Source organism: Streptomyces sp. NBC_01707 (assembly GCF_041438805.1).
GTDB lineage: Bacteria > Actinomycetota > Actinomycetes > Streptomycetales > Streptomycetaceae > Streptomyces.
Genome location: NZ_CP109190.1, coordinates 9,099,558 through 9,112,198 on the forward strand (window position 1 = coordinate 9,099,558; position 12,641 = coordinate 9,112,198).

Genomic DNA, 12,641 nt, shown 5'->3' on the forward strand with positions numbered 1-12,641 from the left:
GGGGCTCAGTTGCCCTTCACGATCGCCTGTTCGCCGTTGCGCTGAAGGTCGGCGAGGATCTTCTTCGGGTCGGCGGTACGCAGCGACTGCAGATCGGTGTTGAACTGGCTCAGGACCTTGTCGAAGCCGGCGATCGTCACCGGGCCCTGCGCGTAGGCGTTGCCGTCCACCCACGCCTTGGCGGCCGGCTGCTTCTCGGCGTAGGTCTCGAGCGCACTCGTCCGCGACGGCATGACGCCGAAGGCGTCGGCGAATGCGAGCTGCTGCTTGGCGGAGGTGAGGTACTTCACGAGGTCGACGCCCGCCGCGCGGTGCGCGCTGTCGGCGGCGACGCCCCAGCAGTTGCTGAAGGCGAGGGTGCCCTTGCCGGCCGGTCCCTCGGGCAGCGGCGCGACGGCGTACTTCACGTCGGGGTAGTCGAGCTTCATACCGCCGTCGAGCCAGTTGCCTTCGATCGTCATGGCGGCCTTGCCCTTGCCGAGCGCCTCACCACCCCAGCTGGTGTCCACCTGCTTCGCGAACTTCATCGAGCCCGACTTGAGCAGGGACTGGACGAAGGCGAGCCCCTTGGCGTTCTCGGGGGTGTCGGCGGTCATCTTCTTCTGGTCGGCGTCGGTGAGCCAGCCACCAGCCTGTTTCATGAACACGCCGAGTCGCTGGTATTCGTCGCTGGTGACCAGACCGGTGACGCCGTTGCCCGTGAGCTTGTCCGCGACGGTCTTCAGTTCCGCCCAGCTCTTGGGATAGTCCTTCTCCGTCAGCCCTGCCTTCTTCCACAGATCGGTGTTGATGGCGAGGCCGAGGGTGGAGGTGTCCTTCGGCAGGCAGACCAGCTTTCCGTTGTACGAGAACGAGGCGCGCAGCTGCTCGGAGAAGTCGTCGGCGTCGGATATCCGGTCCCCGTACGCGTAGAGCGAGCCGCCCTTCGCGTAGTTCGCGAACTGGTCGGAGTTCACGTAGAAGACGTCCGGCGGCTTGTGCCCGGCGAAGGACTGGGCAAGCTGCTGGTTCATGTCCTTGGCGACTTCGACCGTGACCTTGTTGCCGGAGCTCTTCGCATACGCGGCGGCGGCTGTCTTGACTGCCTGGGTCTCGGCGTCCCCCGAGGTGGCGATCAGTACCGTCAGACTCTGCTTGCCGGCTTTGTCCTGCTCGGGCTCCTTGTCGCTGCCGAAGCTGGATGAGCAGCCGGTGGCGGCCAGCAGCGCCGCACAGGTGGCGAGGGCGGCGACGGCCGTACGGGTGACCATGAGTTCCTCCAGAAGGCATAACTTGCGGCTCAGCTGCCCGGAAGGGCGTGCTGTGATTCGGTGGCCCGTGAACGGGCGCGGGGAGTGGTTCAGTTGACCGACGCGGGTGTGCTGTCACGCACGACGAGAGACGGTTCGAGCAGGACGCGCTCAGCCGGAGCATCGGGTTCCGACATGCGGGCCAACAGAAGTCGGACGCATTCGCGGCCGACGGCCTCCAGTGGCTGGGCGACGGTGGACAGTCCGGGCGAGAGAAGCGCCGCCGTGGGGGAGTCGTCGAAGCCGACGACGGCGACGTCCGTGCCCGGAACGGCTTGGCGCTCGCGCAGGGCCTGGTAGCAGCCGAGGGCGAGCATGTCGCTGGCGGCGATCACGGCTGTCGCGCCCGCGTCGAGCAGCGGCCCGGCGGCGGCCTGTGCCGAGGTGATGTCATCGATGCTGTGCGCCCGCTTGCCACGTACCGCAAGGCCGTGCCGCTGCATGGCGCGCTGCCAGCCCTCGGCTCGGTCGTCGCCGACTCCGGAGCCGCGCGGCCAGCCGAGAAACGCGATCTTGCGATGCCCCAGACCGACCAGATGCTCGACCGCGGAGTCCGTGCCCGAGGCGCCGTCGACATCCACCCAGTCGCCTATCTGGCGGCCGGACCACATCCGGCCGAAGCCCACGAACGGCACACCGCGCTTCTCCAGCCAGGCCTGGCGCCTGTCGCCCCGCTCGGTGCCGCTCAGTACGAAGCCATCCACGCTGTGCAGGTCGAGGAGTTCCTCGTACCCCTCGAGGCCGGTGCTGCCAGGAGGTGAGGCGAAGAGCAGGATCCGGTAGCCGGCCTCGTCGGCGGTCTGGGACAAGGCGTGCAGAAACCGGTCCATGACCGGGGCCGAGGTGCCGGGGGCGGTGGGGCGTATCCCGTAGCCGATGAGTCTGCTGGAGCGGGTGCGCAGGGTCTGGGCAGCTCGATGCGGGCGATAGCCCAGCTCGTCGATGGTGCGACGGACCCGCTCCAGGGTCTCCGGGCGCAGCAGTTCGGGCGAGTTGATCGCGTTGGACACTGTTTGCGGAGAGACGCCGGCCCGCCTCGCCACCGTGGCCAGGGTCACCGAACCTGCCTTGGATGCGGGGGTGTTGGGGGAGGGGGGCATGGCTGTCTCCGGAACCGGTTGTGCGAACGGACGAGTTTATTGGAGCGTTCCAATACCGTTGTCAACGCTGTGAAGTCGTAGTTAGGGTTCTTGGAACGCTCCAATGCCTGAGAGGTTCTGCTCTGTTGGACACCACTGTCAAGACCCACGACATGACGAACTCCGACACGGGGCCCGGCCCTTCGGCCGAAGGACTCCAGCCGTTCCTGCATGACGCCTGTGTGACGCTGTACGCCCCGAGCTTCGCGATCTCGCACGCCGACGGACAGATCGACGGCTCCGCGGACGGCTTCTACCACGGCGACAGCAGGGCGCTCGCCCGCCTGACCGTCGCGGCGGACGGGATCGCGATCGCGCCGGTCCGGGGAGCCTTCCAAGGAGCGGACCGGGCGGCCTTCCGCGGTGTGCTGCGCGGTCTGGGTGAGGAGACTCCGGACCCGGCGGTCACCCTGCACCGGCGCCGCCGTGTCACCCCCGGGCGCCTGGAGGAGACCCTCGAAGTCGCCAACGCAGGACGGCAGAACGTCCGTTTCCGGCTGATCGTCACTGCCGGGACCGACCTCGCCCCGATGGAGCGCGTCAAGTCCGGACACGCGCAGAGCCCGCTCTCCGCCACCGCCACCGGGAGCGGACTCGACTGGTCAGGGGACACCTTCGTCGTACGGCTCACCAGCTCCCCGGAGCCCTCCTCCGTCGATGCGGCCGCCGGACGGCTGGAGTACGACATCGAACTCGCCCCCCGCTCGTCGTGGACCGCTGTGCTGCACTGTGACGCGGCTCATCAGGACGGCGATCAGTTCCCCGCACCGCCGGCGGACAGCCTGCCCTGGCGCACGCCTGTACTGCGCAGCGCCGACCGGCGCTTCGACCAGTGGCTGAGCCAGTCGGCCGCAGACCTCGACCGACTGCGGCTGACCGATCCGGACGAACCCGCCGACCAGTTCCTGGCCGCCGGCGCCCCGTGGTTCCTCACCCTCTTCGGCCGCGACTCCCTGTGGGCGGCCCGTATGCTGCTGCCGCTGGGCACCGATCTCGCCGCCGGTACGCTGCGCACCCTCGCCCGCCGCCAAGGCGTGAAGTCCGACCAGGACACCGAGGAGCAGCCCGGCAAGATCCTGCACGAAGTGCGCCGAGCCACCCAGAACTTCAACGAGAACTTCTCCCTGCCGCCCTGCTACTACGGCACGGTCGACGCCACCCCGCTCTGGATCACGCTGCTGCACGACTCCTGGCGCTGGGGCCTCGCGCCCGAGCAGGTGGAGCAGCTCCTGCCGCACGCGGAGTCCGCACTCGCCTGGATGCGCGACCACGGCGACGCGGACGGGGACGGATTCCTGAAGTACATCGACCGCACCGGACGTGGCCTGGCCAACCAGGGGTGGAAGGACTCCGGCGACTCCATCCGGTATCGCGACGGCCGCTTCGCCACTTCCCCGATCGCGCTCTGCGAGGTCCAGGCGTACGCATACGAGGCGGCCCGCGGCGGCGCCGACCTGCTGCGCGCATTCGGCCGTCCCGGCGCCGACCAGTGGGAGGAGTGGGCGGAACGGCTGCGTGACCGCTTCCGCAGCCACTTCTGGGTGGAGGACGAACACGGTCCGTATCCGGCTGTCGCGCTCGACGGGGACAAGCAGCCGGTGGACTCGGTCACCTCGGGCTTCGGCCAACTGCTGGGAACCGGTCTGCTCAACCACGAGGAGAGCGCTCTGCTGGCCGCCAGGCTCGGCGCGCCCGACCTCGACTCGGGCCATGGTCTGCGGACCCTGAGCAGCGACTCCGTGGCCTACAACCCGTACGGCTATCACATCGGTTCCATCTGGCCGCACGACACCGCGATCGCGGTACACGGCCTGGTCAGGGCTGGGTTCCCGGAAACGGCCGCGTCCCTCTCCGCGGGTCTGCTGTCCGCCTCCGCGGGCTTCGACGGGCGACTTCCCGAGCTGTTCGCCGGTCATGGCGCCGCGACCGACGCCCGGCCCTCGCCCTATCCGGCGTCCTGCCGTCCCCAGGCCTGGGCGGCGGCCTCGTCCGTCATGATCCTGCAGTCGATGCTGGGGCTCTCTGCCGATGTCCCCAGCGGAACGCTCACGGTCGCGCCCGGATTCGCGGAGGAGTACCGGCCGCTGAAGGTCGAGGGCCTCGACGTCGCCGGCGACCGGTTGGACATCTCCGTCGACGCCGACGGCACGGCTCACATCGAAGCGCCGAACGGACTGGTGGTGAAGAGGGAGCACATGACGCCCCGTTGACGCGGAGCAGCTGCACCCGCCGCGCACGCGCCGCCGGCGACGTCGAAGCCGCGGGCCATCGCCCCGAACGTCGTGCGCCGAGAGCGTCTCCAGGGCCTCGGTGAGCGGTCGGCCGGCGGGCCGGAACCATCGCTGGCTTCTCTCGGTGATCATCAGTGATCGTTCGGAGAGGGAACGGCCGGTGCCCGGAAACACGGAAGGCCGCCCCCGGGCGGCCTTCACGCGTCGTGCGTACGCTCGGTCAGAACTGCTCGACGAAGTACGGCTCGACCGTCATCCAGCCGTTGCCGGCTGCCCCGTTACGGCGACCCGAGTCAGTCCGGGCGAGCGTGTACCAGGAGTCGACGTAGTCCGGGTCGTCGGTCCACCAGGAGGTGGGGATGGCCGCCAGGACCGCGTTCACCAGGGGAATGTACGCCCCCTGGTCCGTGATGGTGAGCAGGGCCGTGGTCAGGGCCTGGGCGAGTGCCTGGTAGTTCGTGTCGCCGTCGTCCTCCATCATCACGGCGTCGGCGAGGTTGTACTTGTAGTTCGACCAGTTGACCAGGATCTGGTTGGGGTAGTAGACGACCCCGTCGCTGTTCAGATAGGGCATGTCCACCGTGTCCACACGCGCCTTGCCGTCCAGCCCGAAGCCGGTCACCAGCGTGTACACCTCGGCGTCACCCTTGACCCAGGGCTCTTCGTCGTCCGCCAGCTCGACGGATGTGACACGGGTGGACCACCAGCCGCCCGCGGCCTGCCGCGACTGCGGCCCGGGAGTGGCGACACCATGCTTCGCGAACTCCGTTCTCAGGACGCCGAGTCCCGCCGCGAGGGCCTTGGAGACGTCGATGTCCACCACGTAGACAGGCAGTTGGGGCACCTTGCGGGCGTCGAGGATGTGCGCTCGCCCGTGGCTGTCATACGCGGTGATCGTCTCGGCGGCGTCGTCGGCAGGGGCGGCGGCGACCAGTGGGACGGCCCCGCCGGTCAGGTCCTCACGCATCGAGGCGTCGCCGAGACGTACGCGCAGCAGCGAACCGGTGCTCGCGGCCAGCCCCTTGGCCGCAGCGATACGGCGGTCCGCCTCGCGGACCGCCGGGATCAGTGCCTTGCCGCTCCGGGTGGTGGCCCGGGCCGCCAGGTCCTGTACATCGACCTGGGCGGATGACAGGGCCGCGCTACGCACCTGCGACCGCCAGCCCGCATCCGTCAGCGAGACGGCGAGGGAGCGGGCGACATCGTCCTCGATGCCGCGCACGGTGGACGGCGCCGCGGCGGACGGCCGTGCCGTGGACGCCTCCGCGGACGCCGATGCGGCTCCCTGCGCCGTGGCGGTGGTGACCGCGGCGAGAAGGACCGCCACGAGGGTGGTACGCCGCAACTGCTTCTTGCTCAAGAGATCCTCCTGATGCCGAGAGCTGGTTCCGCCCAGGACGGAGCCGCCGGGTGGGCGTCTGCGCTGCTGGGACGGGTTCTGGGACGTCTGCGCCCAGGATGACGGCATGAGGTCTATGCGAGTAGATCCGGGAGGGTAAATTTCTTGTGTCGGGACCACGTCAAGTCGATTGGTTCGTAAGGGAGTTACCGCCGGAGCAGTGGGTTGTCGTCCTCCAGCCCGTCATGAGGGCGGTGCCATCCCTACCCGCTGACACCTCGATCGAGTTCCCCGCCTGAGGTCTTGGGTTTCCGTTCACCGCTCATCCCAGGAGCCCTGCCATGGAACAAACATCGGCGATGCGGTCACGCTCCGCGGCGGACGGGCCGCCGGAGCCGAAGACCAGGGCGGCGGATCGTTCGCCGACGCGGCGGTTGTGGTCGTCGGCACCCCGCCGAACGGGCGAGCGCCGCAGCCGAGCCGTCCCGATTGCGGCCACCAGACGCTGCTGTGCCGGATTTGCGGCCCGCGGCACGGCCGGCCCGGGAAATCCGTCGTCGGCCGGCAGGTCACGGGACGACGCCCAAGGTGGTCCGCCCGGTCGACGTGCGAAGGGCTCCCGGGCGGACTCCGCTGTCCATGCTGCCCCAGCCGTCGGCGCTGCCGGCGTTGACGGGGCCGGTGGTGAGACCGGTCGGGTGGTGCCGCGTTCCGTGTTCCGCGTCGCTCGACCCGTTTCCACGCCGATGGGTCCGCTCTTCGGCTCCTGCCGGGTCAGTGGGCCCTGACTTCGTCGGCGTCCAGGCCGCGGTCGACGCCGTGGGGGACGACCCTCTGCCCGGACTCGAGTTCCAGGCGCTTGCCGTCCAGGTGGATCTCGACCTGGTCCGGTTCGAAGGACACCATGTCACCGATCCGTCCGACCTCGGGGTACGCGTTGCGGTACGTCCAGGCCGCGCGGTGCACATCGCCCACGTCGTAGTAGTCGCACAGGCCCTTGTAGGGGCAGAAGGTCTGTCCTTCGACGGGGCGCAGCCGGGTCTCGTCGATGTCGGCGCGCGGGACGTACCAGCGCGGGGCGAATCCGGATTCGTAGAGCACGACGGGGTGCTCGGAGCGGGCCACCACGGTGTCGCCCAGGCGGACTTCCAGAAGCCTGGATGTGTTGCGGATGTCGATGCGGTGGTACTGGTCCGCGGCGTGGCCCAGGATGCGCTCGTCCTCCTCGTAGAAGGCGTCCATGGCCCGCCACGCGAAGGCGATGCGGCCTTGCAGCGCGGCGGCATGCTCGGGCGGCGAGGCGAACTCCCAGGCGGCGCGTTCGGTGGTGCGGTCGCCGGCGTGGACCGCGTACCAGGTGGTCTCGCCCAGGTCCTTGTGGTGGGTGACCTTGTCGGCTGTGGCCAGGACCTGGGGGTCCACGTCCCCACGGGGGAAGTAGGCGACGGGGTAGCGACCCGGCTCGTGCAGCACGATCACGTTCTCGCTGTCGGCGATCCAGGTGCCGTTGAACTTCACGCGCATACGGCGGCGCAGCGGCTCGGCGAACAGCAGGCGCTCAGGCAGGGGCCCGGGGGTGAGGAAGTGTCCGATCGACGCTGCGGAAAGGGGTCCCTGCTGCCAGGACAGTCCCATGGCCATTTCCTTCCGGGTGGGGGGTGGGCGGGAGGCCGTACCCCGGGATGGTCGGGTGGTGGTTGCCCGGTCTGAGCTCGCAGGAGCCGCGGGAGACCGCGACCTCCGGTCGGCGACAGCGGGTCCGGACGAGCTTGCCGTCGATGGCGGTGGCGTCTCTACCCTCCATGTCAGGCGAGGACGCGGCCGAGGAAGTCGCGGATGTGCTGGGTGATGGGCTCGAGGTGGCTCTCGAGGGCGAAGTGGCCGGACTCGAGCAGGTGAATCTCGGCGTCCGGCAGGTCCGTGCTGAACGCCTCGGCCCCCGCGGGGCCGAAGATCTCGTCGTTGGCGCCCCAGACCGCCAGCAGCGGGACCCGGGAGTCGCGGAAGTACTGGTGGACCTGTGGGTAGAGGTCGACGTTGGTGGGATAGTCGCGGAAGAGCTTGAGCTGGATCCCGTCGTTGCCGGGCCGGTCCAGCAGTGCCTGGTCGTGGACCCAGTTGTCGGGGCTGACCAGGGTGGGGTCGGCGACTCCGTTCACGTACTGCCATCGGGTGACCTCTGCGGTCAGGGCGCCTCGCATGGGGGCCTCGGTGTCGGGCCCGGGGGCCTGGGCGTAGGCGAAGGCGCCGTCCCAGAAGGGCTTGACGAAGCCTGCTTCGTAGGCGTTGCCGTTCTGGGTGATGATCGCGGTGATGCGGTCCGGGGTCTGAAGCGCGAGGCGCCAGCCGATGGGGGCGCCGTAGTCCTGCACGTACATCGCGAACCGGTCGACACCCAAGTGCCGAAGCAGTCCGGAGGTGACCTCGGTGAGGGCGTCGAAGGTGTAGGGGAAGTCCTTCAGGGCGGGCATCGCCGACTGGCCGAACCCGATGTGGTCGGGAGCGATGACGTGGTACCGGTCCGCGAGTGCCGGGATCAGGTGGCGGAACATGTGTGAGCTGGTCGGGAAGCCGTGGAGCAGCACCAGGTCGGGTGCCTGGGGGTCGCCGGCCTCCCGGTAGAAGACCTCGAGGCCGTTGACGGTGGCCGTGCGGTGGTGGACTGCGTAGGTCATGTTCCTAACCCTTCTATCGAGCTTGAGTGGTTATGAAATCAGTCGACCACGCCGGTTCTAACCTGTCAAGGAGCTTTTGATGGTTAGAGTTGTGAGGGGTGCCGTCGCGGCTGTCTCCGGGGCGGGAGGCGGTCGTCGCCGGTCGGGAGCGCGGGGCGCGGTGGGCCCGGATCGGCGCGGATATGGGGCCTTCTTCAAGCCTCCGCCCGTCGGCGACCCGCCGGCCAGTGGAGCCGTCGGGCATGAGTGCACTCGGTGCGGCGATCTCGACCTGGTGGGAGCCCGTGTGTGCGTGCTACCCGCGGCCGCGGTGAACGTCTCGTCCGATGCTAACCTTCAAAAATTCCTTTCATGGTTAGATCGCGCTTTGGTTCGTGTAACCTTTCAAGTAATTCAATGTGGTTAGGAGGCGTGATGGCGGCCGATGGCGATCGAGAGCAGCAGGACGCACTGCTGGAACTCCTCAACACGACGCCGGTGGTCAACGGGATGGTCCAGGATCAGCTGGCGGATCCGGCAGCGGCCGAGGCCTGGCAGCGTGCGCACGGCGGCAGCGGCACCGCGGATGAGCACCGCCACCTCGTGCAGGCGCGCGACGCCCTGCAGGACGTGGTGCGTGGCAGCCGGCCGGCCACGTCACTGGCCCCCGTTCTCGAGGGTGTCACGTCCCACCCCCAGGTCTCCTCCGCCGGAGTGTCCTGGGATCTCGACGCTCGCAAGGAGCGCCTGATGGCGGTGCAGGCGGTCATGACCTGGAGCGCGCTGCAGAAGGCGACACCCGGACGACTGCGGCCGTGTGCCAATCCGGACTGCCGGCGGTTCCTCCTCGACCGCAGCAAGACCAACAAGGCGCGCTGGTGCTCGATGGCCGTCTGCGGCAACAGGATGAAGGCCAGGCGCCACTACCAGCGCACCCGCGACGGCGCAGCCGAGTAGCACCCCCACCAGCTCCCGGGAACGCGGCGGGGCTCAGCTCTCCGCGGCAGGACGTTCCCCCGACCGGGCCCCGGCCGCGCCGTCGACTTCGGGTGGTTCCCACCATCGCAGGCCGGCGATGAACCGCTGCACAGCGGACAGGCGCCACCGGACCGCACTGCCGGCGTTCCTGGGCCGCGCCGTCCGACCGGCACGCGTTTGAATCGCGGCCTCCGTCCCACGGGCATACGGTCGGCAAGGGTACGGCCGTCTCACGCAGCCTCTACGGACCGCCCGCAGCCACTGCGCGCGGCCCGCGAGCCGGCGGCCGTCGAAGCAACCGGATCGGAACGCACGTCTCGAGAGGAGTCCGCGATGTCGGCTGAGAACACCGTCACAGTCTGGCTGGGGCCTGACAGTGACCTGGATGAGGTCTTCGAGTTGGCTCAGCAGCTGCGGGTGGACTCCGTCCGCTCCAGCACCGCCGCCGGCTCGGGCCACCCCACCTCCAGCCTGTCCGCCGCGGATCTCATGGCCGTCCTCATGACACGTCATCTGCGCTACGACTGGCAGAACCCGAAGAACCCGGCCAACGACCACCTGATCTTCTCCAAGGGGCATGCCTCCCCCTTGCTGTACGCGATGTTCCTCGCCGCCGGCGCGATCGACGAAGAGGAACTCATGACCACCTACCGCCGCAAGGGTGCGCGTCTTCAGGGCCACCCCACTCCGGTCCTGCCCTGGGTGGACGTAGCCACCGGCTCCCTGGGCCAGGGCATCGCCTACGGCGTCGGCGTCGCGCTCGCCGCACGGGACCTGGAACAACAGTCCTCCCGTGTGTGGGTGCTGTGTGGCGACAGCGAAATGGCAGAAGGGTCGGTGTGGGAAGCCCTGGACAAGGCAGGACAGCACCGGCTGGCCAACTTCACCGTGATCATCGACGTCAACCGCCTCGGCCAGAGCGGTCCCACGGAGCTGGGCTGGGACACCGACGCCTACGTCCGCCGTGCCGAAGCCTTCGGCTGCCGCGCTCTCGTCGTCGACGGCCACGACCTGGCGGCCGTCGAACAAGCCCTGGCTGTCGCGGACGACGGCCAGGCCCCCACCGTCATCGTCGCCAAGACCGTCAAGGGCCAGGGTGTCGCCGAGGTCGCGGACGCCGAGGGCTGGCACGGCAAGCCGCTGCCCGACGACCTGGCCGCCCGCGCGATCACGGAACTGGGCGGCGTACGCCACCACACCGTCCGCGGCCCCCAGCCGCCCGCCGCCACCTCCACCGACCCGGTCGCTCCGGTACAGGTGACGCTGCCGCAGTTCAAGACGGGCGAAGCCGTCGCCACCCGCGTCGCATTCGGCAAGACGCTCGCCGCGATCGGCGCCCGCCCCGACATCGTGGCTCTGGACGCCGAAGTGGGTAACTCCACCCACGCGGAGGACTTCGGCGAGGCACACCCCGAGCGGTACTTCCAGATCTACATCGCCGAACAGCAGATGATCGCCACCGCGGTCGGCATGGCCGTACGCGGCTACCACCCCTACGCCACCACGTTCGCAGCCTTCCTCACCCGAGCCCACGACTTCATTCGTATGGCCGCCATCTCCCAGATCTCGATGAGTCTGTGCGGTACCCACTGCGGTGTCGAGATCGGCGCGGACGGCCCCTCCCAGATGGGCCTGGAAGACCTCGCCATGATGCGCGCCATCCACGGCTCCACGGTGCTGTACCCCAGCGACGCCACATCCGCCACCGCCCTGACCGCTTCCATGGCGGACCTCGACGGCATCTCCTACCTGCGTACCACCCGGGGTGCCTACCCCGTCCTCTACGCACCCGACGAGACCTTCCCGGTCGGCGGATCGAAGACCCTGCGCGCCGGTGACAGCGACCAGGTAACTCTCCTGGGCGCCGGCGTCACCGTCCACGAGTGCCTTGCCGCCGCCGACCAGCTGGCCGCCGAAAACATCCGCGCCCGCGTCATCGACCTGTACTCCGTGAAGCCCCTGGATGTCGGCACCCTCGCTCGCGCCGCCCAGGAGACCGGTGCACTGGTCGTCGTCGAGGATCACCACCCCGAGGGCGGCATCGGCGAGGCTGTGCTGTCCGCACTCGCCGCACAGCGCCTCACCCCCGCATACGCCCACCTCGCCGTGCACGACCTGCCCGGCTCCGGGACCCCGGCCGAACTTCTCGACACCACAGGCATCTCACGCACCCACATCGCCCGCGCCGCCCACGACCTCGTCGACCACTGAGGCTGGTTCGGCCCCGGGGGGCCTCGATCATCTTCGGTCTGCTCGCGCTGGAGGACCTTGCCCCGGCTGTCACGCACCGAGTCCTGCCCGTGCTCGTCTGCACGGTGCTGCTCAGCGTCTCACCCACGGATCCACCGCGGGGCCGCTCGCGCGACGCCACGGAGCAGTGACGGCTGAGCCCCTGGCCTCCGATCCAGTCCGGCAACATGACGTCAACGACGGCAACTCAGTCGCCCGATCTCTCGGCATCGTGCCGAAGCCAGACATAGTCGACCGGCTGAGCGGCATTCCAGTTCTCGGCGAGGCCAGGTGCGACCGACACGAACCCGGCCGCCAGATAGCACCTCAGAGCCCTCCCGTTGTCCGGGTGCACGCGCATGAAGACATCGGCCCGACCAGACTCCTGAGCCTGCGCGAGCAGGCCCCGGACGAGCACGCGGCCGAACCCCTTCCCGCGGGCGTCGGGCGCCACGATGATCCGAGCCAGCTCGACCTCGTCCTCCTCGGCGTCGAACCACAATTCCCCGTAACCCACGAGGTTCTCGCCCTCGACGAGTACATGAGCCTGAACGTCGTCGTCCTGCTGCCACGCGGAGATCGTCTGTGCAGACACAGGGAACTCCTGCCGCCCGCACCACATGACGACTTCCGCGGAGGCCGTCGGCCAGTCCGCCACCGTGGCGGCGTGCGCGGTGGCGAAAGGGAGAAGATGCATATGTGTCAATCCGTCCTGGGCCCATGCCCTGATCCGATACGGGCACTGGCCGTAGGGCCCAGCTTCCGCGCAGGCCGACACTACG

At 69.2% G+C, this 12,641-nt stretch carries 9 protein-coding genes; 3 read left to right on the forward strand and 6 right to left on the reverse strand.

Annotated features, from left to right (window positions below):
• Window positions 1–5: 5 nt before the first annotated feature.
• Together OG963_RS40665 and OG963_RS40670 are read right to left on the reverse strand one after the other, a co-directional pair.
• Entirely contained in the window at window positions 6–1,250 is a 1,245-nt protein-coding gene (locus OG963_RS40665; protein ID WP_362273941.1) for an extracellular solute-binding protein, read from the reverse strand.
• A gap of 89 nt (window positions 1,251–1,339) precedes the next feature.
• Window positions 1,340–2,389, reverse strand: a complete 1,050-nt coding sequence (locus OG963_RS40670; protein ID WP_371800053.1) for a LacI family DNA-binding transcriptional regulator — start codon at window positions 2,387–2,389, stop codon at window positions 1,340–1,342.
• Window positions 2,390–2,514: 125 nt separating this feature from the next.
• Here OG963_RS40670 and OG963_RS40675 point away from each other — a divergent pair, with 125 nt between their 5' ends.
• Entirely contained in the window at window positions 2,515–4,638 is a 2,124-nt protein-coding gene (locus OG963_RS40675) for a glycogen debranching N-terminal domain-containing protein (protein ID WP_371800054.1), read from the forward strand.
• A 241-nt stretch (window positions 4,639–4,879) separates the two neighbouring features.
• Here the strand turns inward: OG963_RS40675 and OG963_RS40680 are convergent, their stop codons facing one another.
• The 3 genes from OG963_RS40680 to OG963_RS40690 form a co-directional block, all read right to left on the reverse strand.
• Window positions 4,880–6,019 carry a DUF3103 family protein gene (locus OG963_RS40680; RefSeq protein WP_319740268.1) on the reverse strand — a complete coding sequence of 380 codons (1,140 nt, stop codon included), beginning with the start codon at window positions 6,017–6,019 and terminating at the stop codon, window positions 4,880–4,882.
• A 753-nt stretch (window positions 6,020–6,772) separates the two neighbouring features.
• Window positions 6,773–7,633 (reverse strand): DUF427 domain-containing protein, encoded by an 861-nt coding sequence (locus tag OG963_RS40685; RefSeq protein ID WP_319740269.1) that lies wholly within the window; start codon window positions 7,631–7,633, stop codon window positions 6,773–6,775.
• Window positions 7,634–7,803: 170 nt separating this feature from the next.
• Window positions 7,804–8,673: an alpha/beta fold hydrolase gene (locus OG963_RS40690; protein WP_371800055.1), complete on the reverse strand. Its 870-nt coding sequence runs from the start codon at window positions 8,671–8,673 to the stop codon at window positions 7,804–7,806.
• 414 nt (window positions 8,674–9,087) lie between these two features.
• On the opposite strand from OG963_RS40690, the gene OG963_RS40695 reads away from it, so the two are divergent.
• Complete coding sequence (locus OG963_RS40695) at window positions 9,088–9,609, forward strand: CGNR zinc finger domain-containing protein (RefSeq protein WP_319740271.1); 522 nt, start codon at window positions 9,088–9,090, stop codon at window positions 9,607–9,609.
• Between the two features lie 354 nt (window positions 9,610–9,963).
• Window positions 9,964–11,841, forward strand: coding sequence for a transketolase (locus tag OG963_RS40700; RefSeq protein ID WP_371800056.1), 1,878 nt, complete (start codon window positions 9,964–9,966; stop codon window positions 11,839–11,841).
• Window positions 11,842–12,067: 226 nt separating this feature from the next.
• Here the strand turns inward: OG963_RS40700 and OG963_RS40705 are convergent, their stop codons facing one another.
• Window positions 12,068–12,556, reverse strand: coding sequence for a GNAT family N-acetyltransferase (locus OG963_RS40705; protein ID WP_371800057.1), 489 nt, complete (start codon window positions 12,554–12,556; stop codon window positions 12,068–12,070).
• Window positions 12,557–12,641 lie beyond the last annotated feature (85 nt).